The sequence below is a fragment of the Streptococcus suis S735 genome, from assembly GCF_000294495.1.
Classification (GTDB): Bacteria; Bacillota; Bacilli; order Lactobacillales; family Streptococcaceae; genus Streptococcus; species Streptococcus suis.
This window is the reverse complement of record NC_018526.1, coordinates 874,123-897,505: the sequence shown is the minus strand read 5'-3', so window position 1 is coordinate 897,505 and position 23,383 is coordinate 874,123. Positions and strand designations below refer to the sequence as shown.

At 40.0% G+C, this 23,383-nt stretch carries 18 protein-coding genes and 1 pseudogene; 14 read left to right on the top strand and 5 right to left on the bottom strand.

All coding sequences use genetic code 11. From position 1 onward, the window contains the following. The first annotated feature begins 7 nt into the window (after positions 1-7). The 7 genes and pseudogenes from YYK_RS04410 (at position 8) to YYK_RS04380 (ending at position 10,944) form a co-directional block, all read left to right on the top strand. A complete protein-coding gene (locus YYK_RS04410) occupies positions 8-1,831 on the top strand; it encodes a DUF2971 domain-containing protein (RefSeq protein ID WP_014636397.1) in 1,824 nt (607 codons plus the stop codon). Positions 1,832-1,873: 42 nt separating this feature from the next. Further along, positions 1,874-1,972, top strand: a pseudogene (locus YYK_RS10460) (UvrB/UvrC motif-containing protein); the annotation flags it as partial. Positions 1,973-2,144: 172 nt separating this feature from the next. Then, entirely contained in the window at positions 2,145-7,922 is a 5,778-nt protein-coding gene (locus tag YYK_RS04400) for a ZmpA/ZmpB/ZmpC family metallo-endopeptidase (RefSeq protein WP_014917247.1), read from the top strand. A gap of 77 nt (positions 7,923-7,999) precedes the next feature. Further along, complete coding sequence (locus YYK_RS04395; protein ID WP_012028183.1) at positions 8,000-8,503, top strand: GNAT family N-acetyltransferase; 504 nt, start codon at positions 8,000-8,002, stop codon at positions 8,501-8,503. Then, a complete protein-coding gene (locus YYK_RS04390; RefSeq protein ID WP_012028182.1) occupies positions 8,496-8,963 on the top strand; it encodes an 8-oxo-dGTP diphosphatase in 468 nt (155 codons plus the stop codon). Before YYK_RS04395 ends, YYK_RS04390 begins: the two co-directional genes overlap by 8 nt. Positions 8,964-9,156: 193 nt before the next feature. After that, positions 9,157-9,972 (top strand): transporter substrate-binding domain-containing protein, encoded by an 816-nt coding sequence (locus YYK_RS04385; RefSeq protein ID WP_280176503.1) that lies wholly within the window; start codon positions 9,157-9,159, stop codon positions 9,970-9,972. A 171-nt stretch (positions 9,973-10,143) separates the two neighbouring features. Then, complete coding sequence (locus tag YYK_RS04380) at positions 10,144-10,944, top strand: transporter substrate-binding domain-containing protein (protein WP_011922504.1); 801 nt, start codon at positions 10,144-10,146, stop codon at positions 10,942-10,944. A gap of 127 nt (positions 10,945-11,071) precedes the next feature. On the opposite strand, the gene glgB is transcribed toward YYK_RS04380, so the two are convergent. The 5 genes from glgB to YYK_RS04355 all read right to left on the bottom strand — a co-directional run bounded on the left by glgB (position 11,072) and on the right by YYK_RS04355 (position 17,767). Beyond that, a complete protein-coding gene (gene glgB, locus YYK_RS04375; RefSeq protein ID WP_012775138.1) occupies positions 11,072-12,910 on the bottom strand; it encodes a 1,4-alpha-glucan branching protein GlgB in 1,839 nt (612 codons plus the stop codon). 72 nt (positions 12,911-12,982) lie between these two features. After that, the gene (gene glgA / locus YYK_RS04370; RefSeq protein ID WP_011922502.1) at positions 12,983-14,428 is read right to left on the bottom strand and encodes a glycogen synthase GlgA; all 1,446 of its coding nucleotides are present in this window, start codon (positions 14,426-14,428) and stop codon (positions 12,983-12,985) included. Between the two features lie 8 nt (positions 14,429-14,436). Further along, positions 14,437-15,552: a glucose-1-phosphate adenylyltransferase subunit GlgD gene (glgD, locus tag YYK_RS04365; RefSeq protein ID WP_011922501.1), complete on the bottom strand. Its 1,116-nt coding sequence runs from the start codon at positions 15,550-15,552 to the stop codon at positions 14,437-14,439. 12 nt (positions 15,553-15,564) lie between these two features. Further along, positions 15,565-16,692, bottom strand: coding sequence for a glucose-1-phosphate adenylyltransferase (locus tag YYK_RS04360; RefSeq protein ID WP_011922500.1), 1,128 nt, complete (start codon positions 16,690-16,692; stop codon positions 15,565-15,567). Positions 16,693-16,855: 163 nt separating this feature from the next. Then, positions 16,856-17,767 carry a LysR family transcriptional regulator gene (locus YYK_RS04355; protein WP_012775137.1) on the bottom strand — a complete coding sequence of 304 codons (912 nt, stop codon included), beginning with the start codon at positions 17,765-17,767 and terminating at the stop codon, positions 16,856-16,858. Positions 17,768-17,980: 213 nt separating this feature from the next. On the opposite strand from YYK_RS04355, the gene YYK_RS04350 reads away from it, so the two are divergent. From YYK_RS04350 to YYK_RS04320, 7 genes are all read left to right on the top strand, one after another. Continuing rightward, positions 17,981-18,754 carry a dihydroorotate dehydrogenase electron transfer subunit gene (locus YYK_RS04350; RefSeq protein WP_012775136.1) on the top strand — a complete coding sequence of 258 codons (774 nt, stop codon included), beginning with the start codon at positions 17,981-17,983 and terminating at the stop codon, positions 18,752-18,754. Positions 18,755-18,763: 9 nt separating this feature from the next. Then, positions 18,764-19,705, top strand: coding sequence for a dihydroorotate dehydrogenase (locus YYK_RS04345; RefSeq protein ID WP_012028173.1), 942 nt, complete (start codon positions 18,764-18,766; stop codon positions 19,703-19,705). Between the two features lie 164 nt (positions 19,706-19,869). Further along, the gene (pyrF, locus tag YYK_RS04340) at positions 19,870-20,565 is read left to right on the top strand and encodes an orotidine-5'-phosphate decarboxylase (protein ID WP_011922496.1); all 696 of its coding nucleotides are present in this window, start codon (positions 19,870-19,872) and stop codon (positions 20,563-20,565) included. Beyond that, entirely contained in the window at positions 20,558-20,884 is a 327-nt protein-coding gene (locus tag YYK_RS04335; protein ID WP_011922495.1) for an inorganic diphosphatase, read from the top strand. Before pyrF ends, YYK_RS04335 begins: the two co-directional genes overlap by 8 nt. A gap of 137 nt (positions 20,885-21,021) precedes the next feature. Further along, a complete protein-coding gene (pyrE, locus tag YYK_RS04330; protein ID WP_012775594.1) occupies positions 21,022-21,654 on the top strand; it encodes an orotate phosphoribosyltransferase in 633 nt (210 codons plus the stop codon). 108 nt (positions 21,655-21,762) lie between these two features. Beyond that, positions 21,763-22,689 carry a glycosyltransferase family 2 protein gene (locus YYK_RS04325; protein WP_012775134.1) on the top strand — a complete coding sequence of 309 codons (927 nt, stop codon included), beginning with the start codon at positions 21,763-21,765 and terminating at the stop codon, positions 22,687-22,689. Between the two features lie 9 nt (positions 22,690-22,698). Then, positions 22,699-23,352 carry a uracil-DNA glycosylase gene (locus YYK_RS04320; RefSeq protein WP_002939547.1) on the top strand — a complete coding sequence of 218 codons (654 nt, stop codon included), beginning with the start codon at positions 22,699-22,701 and terminating at the stop codon, positions 23,350-23,352. The last annotated feature ends 31 nt before the right edge of the window (positions 23,353-23,383 follow it).

Sequence of the window (23,383 nt, the reverse complement as noted above, 5' to 3'; positions counted from 1 at the left end):
GGTAGTTATGAAATATTTTGATACGTCGAAAACAACTAATCAAGTGGTAACCTGTATTAGACAATTGGAAAATACAGAGCTAGAAAAAGAGTTGTTACAGTTTATTGAAGAGTGTGAGAAAGCAGACTCTCTATCCAAAGAGTATATAGAACGTTTTTTTAAAATTGTCGATGCTTTTCTTGAGGTGTTTCCAGGATCATCCTTGGATTCGCAGCACTTAAAGAAACTCTTGACTTTGCTCCATGAAAAAATAAAAACAGAAGAGGTGTGGGCGGAAATCTTTTATAGAGATACCTCTAACATTAGTGCTTATTCTAGATTATTTAGGGAATTAATTGTTCGAGTTAGCACTTATGATCAAATTAGAGATTTTGTTGATAGGGGAAGTATTTTTGGGACGCTATTGGAAAGTAGAGAAAGTGTGAGTCATACTGTAACCAGACTCAATTTACTAATACTGATATATTTCGTATTTACCTTTTTGTTTATTTCTGATACGGATAAAGAAAAGTTTAAATTACAGATAGATTCCTATATTCAGGAATTACTTCAATGTGATAAGTATTTAGACCAAATGGCCTTATTTTATTTGCTATCCAGCAATAAACATATTCAAATATTGAAGAGAGAAGACTTACGTATAATTAATCAATATGTAGAAATAAATATACAGGATAATGAGAAGTTTATTCAACAGTACCTTGACTATCTAAAGGAATTGGGGGCAGATGCAATTGCAGAATCTCAGAAAGTTCTACAAGACTTGAATAAGTATACGGATTCTGACATTATGAAAAGTCAGATAATAGAGTTACTAGATTTAACTATCTTGCCTGTTAGCGAACCTCATTCAAGCGAGGAAATCGTTGAGAAAATAAAGGGAGCTATTGATGAAATTCGTTCTGCATTGATAATTGATGCAAAGAAATTAAAAGAGAATGAATTTTATGGCCACTATACTACAATAGACACCTTGGTTAATTTCTTATTTAAACCAGAGACGGAAGAAAATAAAAATTGTCCAACCTATTTACGTTTGTCAAATGCTAATCAATTGAATGATCCGATGGAAGGAAAAGCCTTACTCGCCATCCTTGGTTTAGATGCCCATATGGAACAGTATTATAAACCAACCAATGTGTTTCTTTCATCCTTGACAGTTGTTAAAGATAGTTTACCTATGTGGAAAGAATATGCTGAGGAGTCTAGGGGAGCATTTCTGGAATATGATCAAGATTACTTGGAAACTATTGTCAAGCATGATGTTATTGAATTTGCTAAAGTTCATTATATTACTACAGATGAAAAGCAAAATATTACTGGTGATAAACTAGTTGATCAAAAACTAATATATATTCAAGATACAATTAAGTATTTAGAAGATGAGGGAGCAACCGATGAAATTCGAGAAATCATTGATTATATTGCTAAGATATCCTATCTTTTTAAGGTTTCTGATTATCAATATGAATCTGAATATCGTATATTGGTAAACTTAGATGATACGCATTTCACTAACAAATTCACTGATAAATTCACTGATAAATTGAACTCTGGAATAAAAGATGAAGCTACACGTAGGAAACTAGATATTGGCATAGGATTGTTAGAAAATAAGAATGTGAATTATCTGAACAGCAGAAAATATATTCACATAGAAAAAACAGAACAAGGGAAATGTAATTTATATGCGTACATCAATGTTGTCCCATTAAAATATTCAAAGATTATGTTGGGGCCAAAAGTTGAAAATGTAGACTATATAGCTCCTTATATCCATTACATTCAGCCTGACATTATCGTTGAAACTTCAAGTATTCCGTATCGATAACCTCTTTTGAAAAGCTACGAAGAATTGAGTTAGACCATAAGTAAGAAACTGGAAGGTCAGATGCAGGAAGCGGCAGAAGTGCTTGACTTTGAACTGGCAGCCCAGATTCGTGATATGGTTATCGAGTTGAAGAATATGTAGATTCGAAAGAATAAAGCGACAGGGTACTGCATCCTGTCGTTTTTTATGAACATTGCTTAGTTTGTATCAGATTTGAATTGAAAATAGTTCATTGAATAAGACAAAAAACTTGTAGGAGCATCATTGAATAGGTATAATAGTTTCTATACTATTTTAGGGAGTAACAACTTATATGAAAAGATCTTTAGGTGAAAAGCGACAACGCTTTGGTTTTAGAAAAATGTCAGTGGGACTTGTCTCAGCGGCAGTGACAAGTCTATTTTTTGTGTCCTCTGTGGCAACAGCACCGACTGCTAGTGCTCAATCAATCAATTATTCCTATGTGACAGAGCAAGAATTGACAGATGGAGAAAAGGAGTTGATTATTCGTGACTTGCCTGGCTTAGCTCAGGAAACGGATGTAAATTATTACCTGATCTATCGTCCAGCTACTGGCACAACATCTACTCCATCGACAAGCACGTCTCAAGTTTTGCCAAATACTGGCTCTGTAGAAACCGAACTATTGGTGGCGGGTGGAGTGTCTCTCCTGTTATTGGCTGTTAGATTTGGTAAAAAAGGTAAGAAGGAGTTGGCTGTCATCCTTTTGACAGCTACGGGAGCAAGCTTCTTCGGTCCAACTAGCTCCGCATTGACGAGTCAAATTTTGGCTCGATATAACCATGCAATCGAAATATCTGCCGGACAAGCGTTACCGGCCCCAGCTGAGATTGATGGCTACGTTTATGTAGGATATTTGAAGGATAGCAAAGCTATTGAACAAACTACTTCGGAAGAGGAAAAAACAGCGGAATTCCCAGCTTCAGAAGGAATCCGTACAGAAACTATTGTCAACAAGACAGAGGCCATTCCATTCGAAATTCAAACCGTAGAAAATCCTCAATTATCTGCGGGGACAGAGCGAGTGGTACAAGAAGGACAGGATGGGGAGCGTATTGTAACGATTAAACAAGTCCATTCAAAAGGTCAAATTATTTCGGAAGAAGAGATTTCCTCGACGGTTACAAAAACTGCTGTTCCAAAGATTGTTGAAGTTGGTACAAAACAAGCAACCGATGATATTGTTACAGAAGTACCAGATACAGAACCAAGTTATGAAAACTCGACGAATTCTTTAACAGAAGAAACAGTTACTCATACCGAAGTCTTTGCCTTTGATGTGCAAGAAATCTATGATGTAAACTTGGCAGAAGGTAGTCGTGAAGTTGAACAGAAGGGACAAGATGGTGTTCGGACAATCGAGACTAGGAATTATTATGCCGATGGTGTACTGATTAAATCCGAACAAGTTTCAGATGTAGTGACAAAAGAACCAGTAACAGAAGTTGTAAGAGTAGGCACGAAGACAACAGATGTTATTGGATCTGAAACCATTGTAACAACAGAAGAGCTTCCGTTTGAAACGACAGTCACAGAAACAGAAGAACTTTATGTTGGGGAAGAAAAATTCATTACTGAAGGTAAGGTTGGTTCTAAGGAAGTTACCACTACTTATCAGACAATCAACGGAGTCAGTCAACCAAACCCAACAGTGACTGAGAAAGTCCTTGAAGAGCCAACAACGAAAGAGGTTCTCAAAGGAACAAAACCAATAGAAGGTACGGAAATCGAAACTAATCAAGTTGAGATTACCTTTGAAACAGAGTATGTTGATGATCCAACACTGCTAGAAGGTAAGACCAAAGTTGTAACGGCGGGTGTAAATGGCTCTAAGACAGTTACAACAACTTACCAGACTATCAAGGGTGTTCGTCAGGAAAATTCTACTGTAACAGAAGAAATTACCAAACAACCTGTTAAGCAAGTCATTGCGCGTGGTACAAAGGTTGAAAAAGTACCACAAGTGATTATCACAGATTTGGTGGAAAATGACGATGCCAAGTCAGCGACAATCAGCTACAAGTTGACAGACGAAACCGCTAATTTCCAACGAGCTGTTGCTCTCCTCTATGATAATACAGGTGCCTTGGTTCAAGAACAGACCATTACAGATCCAAATGGCCAGTTGACACTTGAAAATCTTGATTTCTACACAGATTACACTGTTAAGACTAAGATTTTCTACACAATGGCAGAGCAGGAACAAAGTTCGGAACAAGAAGCTATTCTTGAAAGCATGCGCAAATTTGATTTGGTCTACAAGAAGATTGAAATCAAGGATATTGATGCGGTGACTGTTTACCGTCGTAAGAATGGTAGCTACATCGGTCAAGAATTCTTGGAAGAACTGCCAGCATCCACAGATGAATTGTTTATCAAGGTGACTTCAGATCGCTTCAAGGAGGTATACCTACCTGTGTCAAGTATTGAAGAAACTACCTTGAATGGCAAGGCAGTCTTCAAACTAGTTTCATCCTTTGATGAATTGGTACAGGATAAGGATGCCCAATACGTTGCCAATCGTGAATTCTACATTCCTAAGATGGCGACTGATGCAAATACCTACACATCCTTCAAAGCTTTGCTCGACGCTATGAAGGCAAATCCAAGTGGTACCTTTAAACTAGGAGCGCATTTGGACGCAAGTGAAGTTCCTGTTGGAGATGTTGCATCGTATGTGACCAACTTTAGCGGTACCTTGGATGGCTTAAATGACGGCTACGCCTTTTCTATCAGCAACTTGAAAGCACCATTGTTCTTTAACCTTGGTGGTAAAGTTCAAAACTTGGACATCAAAAATGCAAGCCTGAATACAAGCTCTAAGAACCCACTTGCGACAATTGCGATTAATGCCAATGGAGCAACTATTACAAACGTAGCAGTAGAAGCATCTATCAAAGGACCGCAAAACGTATCTGGTTTAGTTCATTCTGCAACAAATACTACTATTAAAGGTGTATCCTTCAAGGGTAGTATCGAAGTAACCGGAACCAATGCAAGTCTAACTGGTGGTATCTTGGGTAACGGTACGATGGCAAGTGTCGGAAATGCCAAGGTTGATGCGACCATAACCCTCCCAGGTACAGAGAATCAAGTAGCTGGTGGTATCGTCGGTCGTACAATGCTTGTCTACGATGTACCAGGAAGTGTCTATAATTCTTATGCAGCTGGTTCCATTGTGACGACTGAATCGGCAGCCATTGTCGGCGGAATTGCTGGTGCCAACCAAGTAACAGGTGCCTATGCTCCACATAGCGGTAATGTCAACAACGTTGTCAGCGATATGACTGGTACGAAAAGCATTATCGGTCAACCCGCAAATCCAACTGGTAAGATTAAAGACGGTTTCACTACAACATCTGATAGCTTGACCAACGTCACTGTTATCACTGATGAAGAAGCGCAAGCAAAAGTAGAAGCTATGGCTATTCAAGCGACAATTGATGATTCTGTACCGCTTAATCCCAATCATTATTCAGTAGACTACTTGACCTTGGATAAGGCACAGGCTGACCATGAAACTGCCTACTACAACATGGAGAAAATCTTGCCATTCTACAACAAGGAACTTCTTGTCTATTATGGAAACAAGATTGCGACAGACGATAAGCTCAACAAGGTCCGTTTGCTGGATGTTGTACCAATGAAGGACAATGCTGTAGTTGCTGACGTCTACGCTGAGAAGGCTAATATCAATAAGATTATGCTTCACTATGCTGATGGCACTGTGGACTACAAGACAGTTTCTTATCTAGAAGACTTCAAGAATAATCATGTGGTCGAGTATACCATTTCAGGTACGGACTTGATTTACACGCCAGAATCATTCTTGAATGACAGAAGTGCCCTTGTCAATGACTTGGTAAGCAGCCTTTCTTCTGTTGTCCTCGACTCGGATGCCATGAAGGCTGTTATCAATTATCCAACGACCTTGAATGCCGATACTCAGACTGGTACAGCAAAAGATTTCTACTTTGGTGAAAGCTATGACCAAGTGATGACCAACCTAGAAAGCAATGTTCGTAAGATTTTAGTGGCTAGTCTAAATGGTCAAGGTCAGGCTTCTGAAGACTACATCAAAGAGAAAATCATCAACAACAAAGCAGCCTTTGTGCTCGGTTTGACTTACTTGAACCGTTGGTATGACATCAACTTCGGAGAGATGAATACCAAAGACTTGACCATCTTTGAACCTGACTTCTTCGGAAATGATGCAGCATCTGCCCTAGATATGATTCTTGCAATTGGTAATGGTGGCTATGATGTTCTTCGTGCCCACAATAACGTGACCACTTTTGCATCCATCATTGGTAAACAAAATAATCAGACCAAGCTTTTCGATATGCTGGAAGATTATCGTCAGCTCTTCTTGCCAGAAATGACCAACAATGAATGGTTCAAGCAAACAACCAAGGCTTATGTTGTTGAAGGTAAATCCTTGATTCCAGAAGTAGCTGCTAAGCAGGAAACGACAGATACATATAGCAAGTACAATGTTGGAGCTTATAGCAAGATTGTGAATGATACTGTATCCAATCCAACTTGGAAGTACAACCACATGCTCTTGCCACTCTTGACTTTGCCACAAGAAAATATCTTTATCATCACAAACATGAATACCATCGCGATTGGTTCATATGAGCACTATGTAGATGATTATTCAACAGTTGAAAATCGTGATAAGGTTCGTCAGATGGTTGATTTGGCGGCAGAACGTCAGCGTGATAATGCAGACTTCTGGTATAAGATTTTGGATGAAACCAACCGTGACAAGCTATTCAGATCTGTCCTCAATAACGAAGGTTATGTGATGTATGGTAAAGATGGTACGAAGTCTTATCGCAACTTGACAGCTGATGTTGATGCTATCCAAGATTTCTACGGTCCGATCAATAAGTGGTATCGTGAGCATCCGTCTATTAAGACTGCCTTTGCGGATGGAAGTGAGACCTACTATATTACTTACGATATGTTGACGGATTACGGTACAGCTCTTTATACCCACGAAATGGTTCACAACCAAGATGGTGATATTTATCTGAAAGGCTATGGCCGCCGTATTGGTCAAGGTATGGAAGTTTACGCCCAAGGTCTTCTACAAAATGTCTTCAATGTTACTGAGATGAACCTTGGATTCAACGCTGTCTATAATAGCGATGATGCCAACCGTGTCCATGTCGGAGACCCAGTTGCACGTTTCAATAGCGAAGCTGATTTCAATGAGTATTACCATAACCAATTTGATGTACTTTACTTGCTGGATTACCTAGAAGGTACAAACATCTTGGCTCAATCAGATGCTAACAAGAAAGCTTGGTTGCGTAAGATTGAAAACTACTATGTCCAAAATAATGGTGTTGATACCCATGCTGGAAACTCTGCGCGTGCATTGACAGATGCCGAAGTGGCAAGCTTGAAGTCCTTCAATGATTTGATTGATCAGAGCATTATTGTTCAACGCCAATATGTCAACAATCCAACTAACACAAGCAAGAAGTGGGATAGAAACAGTTATGTCAGCGTTCCAATGTTTGCAGCTAACTTCTCAGCCCTTTCAAACTCAAACGGTTCTCCAGGCGACATCATGTTCCGCCGTATGGCCTTTGAATTAATTGCTGCCAAAGGGTACACAGATGGTTTTGTACCGTATGCTTCTGGCCAGTTGTCTGATCTAGCTATGGAGAAAGGCTCAATCATCTATGATACTTGGAACAAGAAGAATACTGGTTTGATTACGGATGACCATGTCTTAGAATATGTCTTCCAAGGTCAATATACTTCATGGGCTGAGTTTAAGAAAGCCATGTTTACTGAGCGTTTGGAAAAAGCAGCGACAGGCCAACTCAAGCCGTTTACCATGCAGTATGAACTTGGTGTTGCTGATTCAACCAAGGAAGTAACTATCACAAGCTTTGAGCAGTTGCAAAACTTGATGAAAGAGGCCATGGAAGCAGACATCCAAGCGAACAGCCTCAACTTGAACAACAGTCGTGTTCATGCACTCAAAGTGAAAGTTTATCAAGCCTTGATGAACTCTACAAATGACTTCAGAACATCGATTTTTAATTAAATAATCATTAACAAGTTGGTCTTGTGCCAACTTGTTTTTTAATGTATACTAGAGGAAAAAATTCGGAGGTCCTTTAGATGATGATTAAACCACTGGAAACGAAAAGTGAAATGCTAGGCAAGGCCTATGTTCATTGGAAATCATGGCAGGAGGCCTATGCTGACTTGTTACCTCAGGAATTTTTAAAGAATACTTACACTTTAGAACGCTGTCAAGACTGGGCAGTTCGGTATCCTCAGAATATCTTGATAGCTGTGATGGATGATAAGGTCGTTGGCTTTGCCTGTTACGGCTCATCTAGTCAGGAGGATTTGCAAGGGGTAGGGGAGCTCTACGCCCTCTATGTCTTGGCGGACTATTATAATCAGAAGATAGGCTACCAGCTCATGCAGGCAGCTTTAGAAAAATTGCAGAGCTACGAAACCGTTATTCTCTGGGTATTGGAGGGGAATGCGCGTGCCATTGCCTTCTATGAAAAAGTGGGCTTCCGATTTGATGGTGTCAAAAAAACGGTCAATTTAGGTGCAGAACGTACAGAATATAGAATGATTTTTAAACAGAAAGAGAGAGAAAATGGCTAGAAAAGAAATGGTCACTTTGACTAACATGTGTCTAATCGAAGATAAGGAAGGGAAGGTCGTTGTACAGATTCGAGATCCCAAGCGTTATCGTTGGTCTGGTGTTGCCTTTCCAGGTGGACATATTGAAGAAGGCGAGAATTTCCATGATTCGGTTGTTAGAGAAGTGCAAGAAGAAACAGGTTTAACAGTCACTGATGCTCGCTTGGTTGGTCTTAAACATTGGCCGGATAAGGAAGGGCATCGTTACATTGTATTTCTCTATAAGGCAACAGAGTTTACAGGAACTATCCGATCAACTGAAGAAGGCGAGGTGCGTTGGGTTGAGAAGTCGGAACTGCCTCAGATGGATTTGGCCTATGACTTACTAGAAATCCTGAAAGTCATGGATGAGCCAGATTTGTCCGAGTTCTTTTATACTAGAAAAAATGACGATGGAGAGTGGGACAAGAATTTTAGGTAGAAGCTAGGAATAGCTTCTTTTTTATGTTGTTTGAATAAAAATACAACAAATGAGTTGACAAATGTATAAAAATGACATAAAATGTTTTTATCTTTCAAAAAAGGAGAAAAAATATGCATTTTACTACAATGGAAGTCCGATGTTTTATATAAAAAACGGTATAAGTATGCACAGGATTATTTTAAAGGAGAATATGATGATGAAAAAATATATTATGATGGGATTGGTTTTGTTGGCAACGATGACCCTAAGTGCTTGCAGTGGAAATGCTACTCAAGAAGATACTTCCTTGAAGGATGTTCAGGAAAAGGGAAAACTAATTGTTGCATTGAATCCAGAATTTCCACCATTTGAGTTTAGAACACTGGTTGATGGAAAAGATACAATCGTTGGAGCTGACATTGAGCTTGCAAAAGCCATTGGTCAAGAATTGGGTGTAGAAGTCGAATTTTCAGCGATGAGTTTTGATAATGTTTTGAACAATGTCCAGTCAGGGCAATCGGATATTGCCATTTCAGGAATTTCAGCCACTGAAGAGCGTGCAAAAGTGTATGATTTTTCCATTCCTTACTACACCTCAACCAATAAAGTTATTATAAATAAAGAGGATCTTGCACAATATACATCGCTTGATTCTCTAGCTGAGGCAAATATAGGAGCACAAAAAGGTTCTATTCAAGAACAAATTATTAAAGAACAGCTTCCGTCCTCCACGGTTATTGCTCTAGCTTCGAACGGCGAGCTAATTAATCAATTAAAATCACAGAAGGTAGAAGCAGTTATTTTTGAAGAGCCGATTGCGAAAGCTTATGTTGCCAAAAATGATGACTTGGTTATTTTAGATACTGAGATAAAAAGTAGCTATTCAGATGCCTATGCTATTGCCTTGCCAAAAGGAAGTACAGCTTTAAAGGAAAAAGTTGACTCTGTCATTACAAAACTAGTGGAATCTGGACAGATGGATCAATTTGTTCAAGAAGCCTATGAATTATCCATTGCTAATAATTAAATTTTATACAATTAAAGTGAATAAAAATAATATTTTCTTGACAAATGTATAAAAATGAATTAAAATGAGAATACATTCTGAAAAACTGCAAGAAAATACAATGAAAATCAATAAGCTTCTGTTTTTTAGAATAAGTATTTTATTAAAATAAAGAGAAGGTATTTAAGAAATATGAAAAAAATCTTGGCATTAGCAGCAACAGTTTTAGCTGGACTGACATTGGCAGCTTGTTCTTCGACGTCATCACAATCCGCATTAGATAAAATTAAAGAAAAAGGAACATTAGTAGTGGCAACTAGTCCAGACTATGCTCCATTCGAGTTTCAGGCACTAGTTGATGGAAAGAATGAAGTTGTTGGTGCAGATATTATGTTGGCTCAAAAAATAGCCGACGAACTTGGGGTCAAGCTTGAAGTTTCAGCAATGAGTTTTGACAATGTATTGTCTAGCGTTCAGAATGGCAAAGCTGATATTGCAATTGCTGGTCTATCTTATTCGGAAGAGCGTGCAAAAGTTTTTGATTTCTCTGAAAGTTACTATCAAATTTCTGATGTATTACTTATCAAAAAAGATAGCGCCAATTCACTCACTTCAATTGATGCTATGAGCGGGAAAACTCTCGCGGTACAAAAGGGTTCAACACAAGAATCCTATGCACAGGAAAACATTAGTCAAGCTAACCTAATTTCTTTAACCTTGATGGGTGAAGCTGTAAATGAGCTCAAATCAGGAAAAGTTGATGCTATTTTAATGGATTCTCCAGTTGCTGCTGGTTATGTTTCACAGAATTCAGATTTAGCCGTTGCATCCGTTGAATTTCCAACGATTGATGAGAATTCGAAAGTCATTGCTTTGCCAAAAGGTAGTACAGAACTAAAAACTGCGATAGACAAGGTTATCGCAGAAGTAAAAGCAAGTGGTGAGTTTGATACTTTCCTTGAGAAAGCTGCAACATATACAAGTGTTGAATAAGAGAAATGAACAATCATCGGAAACGGTGGTTGTTTTTGCATGCAAAAAAGAATGGAGTAAGTGAGCCACACACCAAAAGTTAGACAGAAAATTTGGGTCGGTTCAATACTCCATTTTTTATAGATAATTATTTCACACGCTCTAGATAAAAACTGGTCAAACGTGGTACAGTAATTCTGGCTCCATTTTCATCGGGATAGAGGCTAAATGTGTCCATTGGAATAGCATTAGATGAGAAGACAAGTTTATATTCGCTGTCAGCTGGCAAATCCAAGTGTACATCAAATAGTTCTTGATCATTAAAGTTATGAATAGTCAAGATTTCTTGCACATCACTAGTGCGAGAAAAAGCATACAGGCTTGCTTCTTCATCTATTTTTACCCAATTAAATCCTTTTTCATAGGCTTGGTAGTCATATTTCCAGAAAGCATCATGTTCTTTATAGAAAGTAGATAGTGTTTTCATCATTTGATAGAAAGAATGGTGGATTGGAAATTGTAGCAGTCCCCAGTCCATTTCTGTATATTCGTGCCATTCACGGATGTGACCCCATTCATTTCCCATGAAGAGTAATTTCTTTCCAGGATGGGCAAAGTAAAAGCTGTAGTAGACTCGAGCCAGATGGAACTTATCTTCGTAGTCGCCATTCATCTTCTCGATAATGGAGTGTTTCCCATGAACAACTTCGTCGTGCGAAAGTGGTAGTAAGAATTGCTCGTTTTGGTTATAGTACATACCAAAAGTGATTTCATTTGAGTGATATTTTCGATAAATAGCAGGGCGTTCCACGAATTTTAGTGTATCATTCATCCAGCCCAGATCCCATTTCATATCAAATCCAATACCGCCATCTTCTAGAGGATGTGTGACTTTAGGGAAGCTTGAAGAGTCTTCAGCAATCATCAAGACTCCCTTATAGTCGGTATGGACCATGGCATTGACACGTTTGATAAAGTCAATTGCGGCATGATTTATCTTATCTTCATCTGTTTCACCACGCCAATAGAGGAGATAAGATAGTGCATCAACACGGATGCCATCAAAATGGAAATATTCCAACCAGTATTTTAAATTAGAAAGAAGGAAAGAACGAGTCAGTCCTTTTCCAAGGTCAAAATTAGCAGTCCCCCACTGGTGATTTTCACGGTCTTGTTCGTAGGAGTATTCGTATAGCCAACTACCATCAAACTGGTAGAGCCCATGAGCATCTTTACAGAAATGAAGTGGTACCCAGTCAAGAATCACTCCGATTCCTGCTTGGTGACATTGGTCAACTAAATACTTAAGTTCATCTGGCTTGCCATAGCGACTAGTTGGACTGTAGTAGCCTGTTACCTGATAGCCCCAAGACGCATCGAGAGGATGCTCGGTAATTGGCAATAACTCAATATGTGTGTAGTTATTTTCCTTGATATGTTCGATGAGAAGTGGAGTAATTTCCTTATAACTATTGAAAGCTTCTACAGGAGCTCCTCCTTCATTTTTATTAGCAAATTTTTGCTTCCACGAACCTAAGTGCACCTCGTAGATGGATACTGGCTGTTCTTTAAAATCATAGTTAACACGATTATACATCCAGATGTCATCTTTGAATTTATAACGCGAATTGTAGGTTGTAGAGGCAGTGTCTGGACGAACTTGGCTGAAAAATGCATAAGGGTCAGCCTTATATATTTCACGCCCATCGTGTGTGATAATCAGGTATTTATAATCTTCAAGGGATTTTAATCCGTCTACATAAAGTTGAAATACTCCATCAATTTCACGCTCCATAGAGTGACTGCGTTGCCACTCGTTAAAGTTGCCAACTAAGAATACTTCTCTGGCATTTGGGGCATAGACACGAAATTGGGTTCCGATAATTTTGTTTCGTTCTTTTATAATATGAGCACCCATTTTTTCGTAAAGAGTGGTATGCTCACCAGTATTCATATAATATAAATCTAGGTCAGTAAATTCTGTCATAGCAATCTCCATTGCCGAAAAGGAGTGGACTAGGGTCCCACTCCGATTCAGTATATTTTTTCATCTTATTTCCTAACCACTAATTTCACGGTAGAGCCAGATGTATTTCTCTGCCGAAGCTGTCCAACTAAAATCACGCTTCATAGCTTGTTCAACCATGGCATACCAGTCATCGGGACGGTCATAGTAGGTTTGAAGGGCTAAATCATAGACTTGTCGCATATTGTAAGCGTCACGCCCTCCAAAGCTAAAGCCAGTTCCTTCCTTGGTAGACATATTGTATGGTGCTACAGTATCAACCAAGCCACCTGTTTCACGCACTAGAGGGAGTGTTCCGTAGTGCATTGAAATCAACTGGCTAATGCCGCATGGTTCAAACATAGAAGGCATAAGGAAGAGATCACTTGCTGCATAAATTTGGTGGGCAAGTGGTTCATTGTAACCACGGTAGAATGCAAATTTATCAGGATAAGCATGTTTAAAGTGATTAAAGGCATTTTCAATGTCTTCCTCACCATTGCCTAAGATAACAAATTGGACATGGGCTTGAAGAAGATGGCCAAGTACCTCGGTCAAGAGGTAGAACCCTTTTTGCCATGTCAAACGAGAGACGATACCTATCAATAGGACATTCTCATCTTGTGGAAGGGCAAATTGTGATTGCAGGGCCAGTTTATTAGCCTTTTTACTTTCAATCGTTTCAAGACTATAATTTCTCACAAGGTACTGATCTGTTTGACTATCCCAACTGTCATAGTCGATACCATTGACAATACCAACCAAGTCATATTTGCGCAACTCTAGTACATGTTGCATGTTTTCGCCGAATTCTTCCGTTAGGATTTCGCGAGCATAAGTTTCAGAAACTGTAGTAACCTTGTCAGCGTATAGGATACCCAGCTTCATGAAGCTGATACATTCATCATGAAAACGTGCAATACCATCCAAATAGTAGCTATAGTCCATGCCAAGCGCTGACCAAAGTGCTTGTTTGTGAAAAATACCCTGAAAAGCCAAGTTATGAATAGTGAATACATGCTTGATATTGCGGAATTCTTCGCGGTAGCTATAGAAAGTACGGCAAAGGAATGGAAGGGCAGCAGTGTGCCAGTCATGTGTGTGCATGACATCCGGGAAGAAATGAAGTGCTTCTAACAGACGACATGTAGCATGTTGGAAATAGCCAAAACGCATGGCATCATCGTCGTATCCATATAGTTCATCGCGTTCAAAGAAATCGCGGTGTTCAATAAAATAGAATGTTACTCCATCAACAACCTGACTGTAAACATTTGCCATAGATTGGATGTCGCCAGCCCGCACATCAAAACTTGATACGTAATCGAAATCAGAGTGATTGTTTACTGCAATTTTTTTGTAGAGTGGTAGAACGACTCGGACATCTAAACCCTGTTTTACCAATTCTTTTGGTAAAGAGCCAATAACATCAGCCAATCCGCCAGTCTTGATGAATGGAAGTCCCTCGGATGCTACAAAGAGAACAGATTTTTTTGTCATGTTAGCTCCTAAATGATTTGGTGTGGTTTCAAGTATGAAGGCGAAGTTTCGCTTCCCTTGATGTCAATTGGGTGAATAATTTTAGTTGCTTTATCGATAATTGCATTTTCAATATTCGCCCCGCTCTTGATTGTCACGCCATTGAGAATGATTGAGTTTTTGATAACAACACCTTCTTCAATGATAACATCGCGGTCAATGACTGAATTTTCGACTTGACCATTGATATTCGCTCCATTTGAAATTAGGCTACGTTTGACCTCTGCCAATGGACCATATAAACATGGTGAGCTATCACTTGTTTGAGTATGGATTGGCCAATCATGTTTGAAGAGGAGTTTGCGGGTATCTTGGTCAATCAATTCAATTTGAGTATTGAAGTAGGAAGCTGTCGTATTGATACATGCGACATAATCACGATGTGCATAGCCCATAATCTTGTACTGGTCAACTGTATCACGTAAAATATCTTTTAACCAGTAGAGAGACGACACTTTGTTAGCACGTTTAATCAAGTCGATAAATGTAGTCCGTTTCATAATGTAGGCTTCAAGGGAAACGGGACGGTTTTTATATTTACCATGGTTTTCCTCAAAAGCTACGACACGACGGTCTTCACCAAATTTGAGAGTTTGACAACCGATGAAATTTTCTTTAGCATCTGAAACGTTTTTATAAAGAACGGTAATATCAGCATCCGTTGCGATATGGTCATCCATGACTTTTGAAAAATCCTGGCTATAGATGAAGTAAGATGGAGCAACTAGCACATAATCTTTTGTAGAATTTTCGATGTAGTGGATGTTTTCTGTGAAGGCATTAATATCGTGACGATAGACACTATTTGGGTCTGTTGCGCTATTGAGCAAGCGAAGGGTACCGCGTTTGCTGTTGATATTATAGTGTTTCCCTGTACCAACGTGCTGAATTGTTGAACGCATTTCGGCAGGCATGTATACTTGGAATTCTGTAATTCCAGAGTTTGACATATTGGATAGAGCAAAGTCAATTAGGCGATAACGACCTAAGAAACCGAAAGCTTGTACGCCACGGTGCTTCATCACGTCACCAAAATGTACGTTGTTTCCTTCAATATTTACAATTCCGAGAGTATTTCTTAGCATAGCAGTCCTTTCTTACTTGGTCACATTCTTGTCAATCAAGAGGATATGGTCGATGTCTCCTGTGAGTTTAACTCCGTCGGCAATTTTAATATTTTCAGCGACGATGACGTAGTCAAGTTCAACACCTTCGCCGATAATAGCACCAGGTAGGATGACAGAATTTTTTACTACGGCATTTTGGTTGACTTGCACATCTGTTGAAATAACAGAATGTTCTACAGTACCATCGATGATTGCCCCTTTATCAATATAGGCAGATTTAACCGTTGCAGTTGCACCAATGACTTGGGCAGGAGATCCCTTATCCTCTGAATAGATTCTCCATGAGCGGTCAGAAAGGTCCAAATCTCCAGCGTGATCAATCAAGTCCATATTGGATTCCCAGAGGCTGTTAACGGTACCTACGTCTTTCCAATAACCACGGAATGGATGGGCAATGAGAGTGCGACCATCTTCTAAGTATTTCGGAATGATGTCGTGCCCAAAATCGTGAGATGAAGTGTCCAATTTGTCATCTTCTTGAAGGTACTTTTTCAAGGTCTTCCAAGTGAAGATATAGATACCCATTGATGCTAAATTGCTCTTAGGATTTTCTGGTTTTTCTTCAAATTCTTCAATACGGTAATCTTCGTCCGTATTCATGATACCAAAACGTGAAGCTTCTTTGATTGGAACTTCGATAACCGCAATCGTGGCATCTGCTTTTTTCTGAATATGTGTATCAAGGAGTTTGTCGTAGTTCATCTTATAGATGTGGTCACCAGACAAAATCAATACGTGCTCTGGATCGTGAAGATCAATGAAATCAATGTTCTGTGTAATAGCGTCGGCTGTACCTTTGTAAAGTCCGAAACCTTCGATTTTTTCACTCGGTGGTAATACAAAGACGCCAGATCCTTGTACATCAAGTCCCCAACGTTGAGACTGTGCAACGTATGAGTTCAAGAGAACAGGCTCATACTGAGTCAAAACTCCGACAATATCAATACCTGAGTTGGCACAGTTACTGAGAGGAAAGTCAATAATGCGGTACTTTCCGCCAAATGCGACCGCTGGTTTGGCGACTTTTTTTGTCAACCCTTCTAGACGTGTTCCACGTCCACCAGCAAGAATCATAGCTAACATTTTATTTTGAGCCATCTAACCACTCCTTAATATATATGATACATGTATTATAGCATAGAGTATAAAAAAATGAAAGCGTTTCCTTAAAGAAAAGTGAATTATTTTCATTTTTCTTTTCAACGTCTTTCATAAATGTATCATAACATATTGTATTTTGTTTGTCTATATAAAGTGGTATTTATTTTTGGTCGAATTTTACCTCTTCAAGTAGGTAATTGATGAATTTTTCTCCCATGTCGGACAGCAATGCCTTTTCGTGTTGAATATAGACCAATTCGATTTCATCATCAAATTCCAGAGGAATTGATACAATATTATCTCCGTTAAGGTTTGAATTGAGGATACCTGTTGCGATTGTATAGCCATCTAGACCGATTAAGAGATTGAAGAGTGTGGCACGGTCAGATACGACAATCGATTTTTTATGGTGTTCCTGGGCTAGAATTTCTTCTGCAAAGTAGAAGGAGTTGTGAATACCTTGCTCATAGCTGAGATAGGGGAAATCTACCAAATCATCGAGAGTGATTGACTTTCTTTGTGCCAAAGGATTGGTTTTGCTGACAAATACATGTGGTTTGGCAGTGAAGAGAGTTGTATAGGATAGTCGATTGTCATCCAACAGTTTCAGCAGAACATCACGGTTGAAATGGTTGAGGAAAAGCACTCCGATTTCTGAGCGAAAATTCTTAACGTCATCAATGATTTCCCAGGTCCGTGTTTCACGTAGGAAGAGTTCATAATCTTCCATTTCAGTTTCTTTCAAAAGTGAGACAAAGGCGTTGACGACAAAGGCATAGTGTTGAGAAGAGACGCTAAATAGTTGGCGTTTTGCATTAGGATTTTTATAGCGATCTTCTAAAAGCTCTGTCTGTTCAACAATTTGACGAGCGTAGGAAAGAAACTCCATGCCATCCTTTGTCAGGGTAATGCCCTTAGAATTACGGAAAAAGATTTTAATTTTCATTTCTTTTTCCAGGTCTCGTACAGCGTTGGAAAGGCTGGGTTGGGTAATGAAGAGTTGTTTGGCAGCCTCATTCATACTGCCTGTTTCTGCAATTTTGATAATATAGTATAATTGTTGGATTCTCATACCTCCATTGTAACATGATTTGACAAATTATTCTAAAAAATGTATAATGCTGAAAATATATCCTTTAACTGAGTCCAGAGAGGCGAAGAAGGGAACGTGATAAATAGGGCAAATACTGCCTTCTTTTCGTGTAACCTTGCTAGCCAGCAAGGTTTTTTCTCTATATCGACTTTCTTGTTTTCTGTGTCATTGTTATATAGAATAGGAGAAAAGATGATTTTAAAAGAACAGATGTTACTGGTGGACCAAGTCCAACTAGCGCCACGAATTTTTGCTATGACCTTGCAGGGTGATATGGTCCAAGATATGAAAATGGGGCAGTTTATCCATATTCGTGTCCCAGATGATTCCATGCTCTTGCGGAGACCAATATCTATTTCCGAGATTGATCGGAATAAGTCTCAATGTCGGATTATTTACCGAGTGGAAGGTCAAGGGACGGAAGTCTTTTCGAAAATGACGGTCGGGCAGTATTTGGATGTTATGGGACCGCTTGGGAAAGAGTTTGAAGTAGACTTTCTCAAAGAAGGTGACCGCATTCTCATCATTGGCGGAGGAATCGGTGTTCCTCCCTTGGTGGAAGTAGCCAAACAGGCTGCGTTCCGTGGTGTCAATGTCACGTCAGTCATTGGCTTTGCCACCAAAGAGGCCGTCATTTTGGAAGAGGAGCTGGCAAGTTATGGGATGGTCTATGTCACAACGGATGATGGTTCCTATGGGCGTAAGGGGAATGTTGCAACGGTCGTTGAAGAGCTGACAAACGAGTTTGCAGCCATTTATTCCTGTGGAGCACCTGCTATGATGAACTATGTTGACCAACGCTTTCAGGAACATCCTCATGCCTACATTTCACTGGAGGCTAGGATGGCTTGCGGGATGGGGGCGTGCTATGCCTGTGTTGTCAAACCCAAAGAGGGACAAGAACACGAGAACAAGCGTGTCTGCAAGGAAGGTCCAGTCTTTGCGACAGGTAGTCTAATTTTGTAGGAGGTTGAAATGACAAAACGATTAGCGATTTCCTTACCAGGCTTGGACTTGAAAAATCCCATCATTCCAGCCTCTGGCTGCTTCGGTTTTGGTCAGGAATATGCAGATTATTATGACCTTAACCAGCTTGGATCTATTATGATTAAGGCGACTACCCGTCATCCTCGTTATGGCAATGCGACTCCCCGTGTAGCCGAGACACCAGCAGGTATGCTCAATGCCATTGGACTTCAAAATCCGGGTGTTGAGGCGGTCTTATCCGAAAAATTACCATGGTTAGAGCAACATTTCCCAGATTTGCCCATCATTGCCAATGTGGCTGGTTTTTCCAATGAGGAATATGCCTATGTGTCAGGGAAAATTTCAAAGGCTCCAAACGTAAAAGCTATCGAGCTGAACATTTCCTGTCCCAATGTGGACCACGGAAATAATGGTCTCTTGATTGGACAGGTGCCAGAATTAGCCTATCAAGCAGTAAAAGCAGCAGTCGAAGCCTCATCTGTACCTGTTTACGTTAAGCTGACACCAAGTGTGGCAGACATAACCCTGTTGGCCAAGGCTGCTGAGGCTGCTGGAGCGACTGGCTTGACGATGATAAATACCTTGGTTGGTATGCGATTCAATCTCAAAACTCGACAACCAATCTTGGCAAATGGTACAGGAGGAATGTCAGGTCCAGCAGTTTTTCCGGTTGCTCTCAAACTCATTCGTCAGGTTGCTCAGATGACTGATTTACCGATTATTGGTATGGGTGGTGTGGATACGGCGGACAAGGCTATAGAGATGATGGTTGCAGGAGCTTCAGCCATTGGGGTAGGGACAGCCAACTTTACAGACCCATTTGCTTGTCCAAAGATTATTCAAGACTTGCCAAAACGCATGGAAGTTTATGGTATTGATAGTTTGGAAGGTTTACGCCGAGAAATCAGATATAGCTTGGGTAAGCGTTGACAAAGGTAAAATAAAAGAGTAATATAAAGAAAATATCTCCTTTAACTAAGTCCAGAGAGGCTAGGAAGGTGTCATGTAATATGCTTGAAAGGTGATTTTCAAGCTGAATTCGTGCACATCCCTGACCGATTTGGCAGGGATTTTTGTGTAAATGAAAGGATTTTATGAAAGAAACAAGACCAATTATTGCCCTTGACTTTGCAGGTAAAGAAGAAGTTCAGTCTTTTCTGGAACAGTTCCCACCAGATGAGAAACTCTATGTAAAGGTTGGAATGGAGTTGTATTATGCGGAGGGACCAGGTATTATCAATTATTTGAAAGACTGCGGTCACAGTATTTTTCTAGATTTGAAACTGCATGATATTCCTAATACCGTCGAGTCTGCTATGAAAGTCTTGGCAAAACTCGGTGTGGATATGACCAACGTTCACGCTGCTGGTGGTGTTGAGATGATGCGGGCAGCACGAAGGGGATTGGGTAAGGATGCTGTTTTAATAGCGGTCACTCAGTTGACCTCTACCTCAGAAGAGCAGATGAGGACGGACCAGAATATACAGACTAGTTTGCAGGAAGCAGTTGTTCATTATGCTCAAAGAGCACAAGAAGCTGGTCTTGATGGGGTGGTTTGTTCAGCTCATGAGGTGGCTTTGATTAAAGATGCTACAAGTTCTGATTTTGTGTGCCTGACGCCAGGGATTCGTCCGACTGGCGGTGAAGTAGGCGATCAGAAACGAGTTATGACACCAGCAGATGCTGCTCGAATCGGTAGTGATTACATTGTGGTAGGTCGCCCGATTACAAAATCAGAACATCCTTACCAGACCTATTTGTCTATTAAAGAGGAGTGGAATCGTGGATAAGATTTATCAGGTTATAATCGATAGACCTCTCGGGTATATTGATAAATTTGGCAACCAGTATCCAATCAATTACGGCTATGTTCCAAATCTATTGGCTGGAGATGGTGAAGAGCAAGATGTTTACATCATTTCCAAAGCTGTTCGGCAGCCCTTGACAGCTTTCGAGGGGAAATTGGTCGCGATTATACATCGCAGAGATGATATCGAGGATAAATGGGTTCTGACAGGTCTTGATGAAAAACTTACCGTGACAGAAATAAAAGAGAAAACCAATTTTATTGACCAGTATTTTGATTCATGGATTGAAATGGTGGACTAGGAGAAGTCTGTAAGAATTCAACAGGGATAAATATAGTTTTTTGTAGGGTTCATAGATTGAACCAGTACTTTAGGAGTGACAGGCTATTCGGCGGGATGGTCATGTTGGAATGGTACGCATTTAGAAGGAGGTCTATTATGACACTAGCAACAGAAATCGCATCACACTTATTGGATATTAAGGCAGTTCATCTGCGTCTAGAAAAGCCATTTACATGGGCATCAGGTATCAAATCCCCTATCTATACAGATAATCGTATTACACTATCTTATCCTGAAACTCGAAATTTGATTGAAGATGGCTTTGTCCAACGTATTGAAGAAGAATTTTCTGAGGTTGAGGTGATTGCCGGAACTGCCACAGCAGGTATTCCTCATGGTGCTATCATTGCAGATCGGATGAATTTGCCATTTGCTTATATCCGTAGCAAACCAAAAGATCATGGTGCAGGGAATCAATTAGAGGGTCGCATCGTCAAGGGACAAAAAATGGTTGTCGTTGAAGACCTGATTTCTACTGGAGGGTCTGTTCTAGATGCCGTAGCAGCAGCTGAGCGTGAAGGCGCTGACGTTATTGGTGTTGTGGCAATCTTTACCTATGAATTGCCAAAGGCAGATCGTAATTTTGATAATGCTGGCGTGAAATTGGTGACGCTTAGCAATTATTCAGAGTTAATCAAGGTCGCAAAAGTACAGGGATATATCAATGCAGATGGTTTGAATCTGCTTAAAAAGTTCCGTCAAAATCAAGAAACTTGGCAGGAAGACTAGATTTAAAACGAGCCCACGCACGATTTCTGGGAACTTATCCTGTAAAATGGTATAATAGTCTCTAACGTATTTTGAGAATACAATAATTGACCGTATGAGGAGAAGAACATGATTTCAGTTATCGTGCCTTGTTTTAATGAAGAAGAGGCAATTCCCTATTTTTACGATGCTATGGAGAAAGTTCGTAAGGAGATGGGGGAACAATTTGAGTATATTTTTGTCAATGATGGTTCAAAGGATGGGACATTAACGGTTTTACGCCAATTGTCTGGTCAAGACCGAGCTGTTCGCTATCTTTCCTTTTCAAGGAATTTCGGGAAAGAAGCTGCTCTCTATGCAGGTCTACAAGCTGCGCAAGGTGAGCTAGTGACAGTCATGGATGTTGATTTACAAGATCCACCTGAAATGTTGATGGAAATGAAGGCTATGTTGGATGGAAATCCAGATTTAGATTGCGTTGGAACCCGTCGTGTCAGTCGTGATGGTGAACCACCGATTCGTAGCTTTTTTGCAAAATTATTCTACAAATTGATGAATAAAATCAGCCAGGTCGAGGTAGTAGACGGTGCCCGTGATTTCCGTCTCATGCGTCGTCACATGGTAGATGCCATTCTATCTGTGTCTGAATACAATCGCTTTTCAAAAGGAATTTTTGCTTGGGTAGGATTCGAAACAGAATACTTGCCCTATGAAAATGTTGAGAGGGTCGCTGGCGAAACTAGTTGGTCTTTCTGGAAATTGCTTTCTTATTCTATTGAAGGAATCATCAATTTTTCAGATACACCTTTGAATATTGCCTCCTATACAGGTTTTTTCACCTTCCTATTGTCGCTAGTTCTAATGGTTTTTGTGGTTTTCAAAACCTTGGTGTTCGGAGATCCTACAATTGGCTGGCCGTCGACTATTTGTATCATCCTATTTTTGGGAGGTCTGCAGTTGATGACCATTGGTATTCTCGGTAAATATTTGGCAAAAGTTTTCTTGGAAACGAAGAAACGTCCGATTTATATTGTTAAAGAGAAAAGTTCAAACTAGGAGCAGTTTATGGAACATTCAGCTTGGCACGAATTGATAAAGGCACAGTTGCCAGAGCATTATTTTGGTAAAATTAATCAGTTTTTAGATCATGTTTATGCTGGTGGAACCATTTATCCGCCTCGTGAGAAGGTATTTGCTGCCATTCAAACAACGGATTTGGAAGAGGTTAAAGTAGTTATTTTGGGACAGGATCCCTATCACGGACCTGGTCAGGCACAGGGCTTGTCATTTTCTGTTCCGAACTCGGTACCAGCTCCGCCATCTCTTCAAAACATTTTAAAAGAATTGACGGATGATATTGGCGTCAAACAAGATCATGATTTGACAGCATGGGCGGAACAAGGTGTGCTTTTGCTCAATGCTTGTTTAACTGTTCCAGCAGGTCAGGCAAATGGACATGCAGGGCAAATCTGGGAGCCTTTTACGGACGCTGTTATTAAGGTGGTCAATAGCTTAGACCAGCCTGTTGTCTATATTCTTTGGGGTGCTTATGCTCGCAAGAAAAAGGCGTTGATAACCAATCCAAAACATCTGGTTATCGAATCTGCTCATCCAAGCCCTCTTTCAGCCTATCGAGGTTTCTTCGGAAGCAAGCCCTTCTCACAAGCAAATGCCTACTTGACTTCACAAGGCAGAACAGGAATTGATTGGCTGCGATAGTAGATGGTAATGGCTTTGGTACTACAAAGGA

Excerpts from the sequence above, each read along its gene's own strand:
- YYK_RS04325 (WP_012775134.1), top strand. The coding sequence starts at position 21,763 with ATGATTTCAGTTATCGTGCCTTGTTTTAATGAAGAAGAGGCAATTCCC.
- pyrE (WP_012775594.1), top strand. The coding sequence starts at position 21,022 with ATGACACTAGCAACAGAAATCGCATCACACTTATTGGATATTAAGGCA.
- YYK_RS04390 (WP_012028182.1), top strand. The coding sequence starts at position 8,496 with ATGGCTAGAAAAGAAATGGTCACTTTGACTAACATGTGTCTAATCGAA.
- YYK_RS04385 (WP_280176503.1), top strand. The coding sequence starts at position 9,157 with ATGATGATGAAAAAATATATTATGATGGGATTGGTTTTGTTGGCAACG.
- YYK_RS04400 (WP_014917247.1), top strand. The coding sequence starts at position 2,145 with ATGAAAAGATCTTTAGGTGAAAAGCGACAACGCTTTGGTTTTAGAAAA.
- YYK_RS04410 (WP_014636397.1), top strand. The coding sequence starts at position 8 with ATGAAATATTTTGATACGTCGAAAACAACTAATCAAGTGGTAACCTGT.
- YYK_RS04350 (WP_012775136.1), top strand. The coding sequence starts at position 17,981 with ATGATTTTAAAAGAACAGATGTTACTGGTGGACCAAGTCCAACTAGCG.
- glgA (WP_011922502.1), bottom strand. The coding sequence starts at position 14,428 with ATGACAAAAAAATCTGTTCTCTTTGTAGCATCCGAGGGACTTCCATTC.
- pyrF (WP_011922496.1), top strand. The coding sequence starts at position 19,870 with ATGAAAGAAACAAGACCAATTATTGCCCTTGACTTTGCAGGTAAAGAA.
- YYK_RS04320 (WP_002939547.1), top strand. The coding sequence starts at position 22,699 with ATGGAACATTCAGCTTGGCACGAATTGATAAAGGCACAGTTGCCAGAG.
- YYK_RS04395 (WP_012028183.1), top strand. The coding sequence starts at position 8,000 with ATGATGATTAAACCACTGGAAACGAAAAGTGAAATGCTAGGCAAGGCC.
- YYK_RS04345 (WP_012028173.1), top strand. The coding sequence starts at position 18,764 with ATGACAAAACGATTAGCGATTTCCTTACCAGGCTTGGACTTGAAAAAT.
- YYK_RS04360 (WP_011922500.1), bottom strand. The coding sequence starts at position 16,692 with ATGGCTCAAAATAAAATGTTAGCTATGATTCTTGCTGGTGGACGTGGA.
- YYK_RS04380 (WP_011922504.1), top strand. The coding sequence starts at position 10,144 with ATGAAAAAAATCTTGGCATTAGCAGCAACAGTTTTAGCTGGACTGACA.
- glgD (WP_011922501.1), bottom strand. The coding sequence starts at position 15,552 with ATGCTAAGAAATACTCTCGGAATTGTAAATATTGAAGGAAACAACGTA.
- YYK_RS04355 (WP_012775137.1), bottom strand. The coding sequence starts at position 17,767 with ATGAGAATCCAACAATTATACTATATTATCAAAATTGCAGAAACAGGC.
- glgB (WP_012775138.1), bottom strand. The coding sequence starts at position 12,910 with ATGACAGAATTTACTGACCTAGATTTATATTATATGAATACTGGTGAG.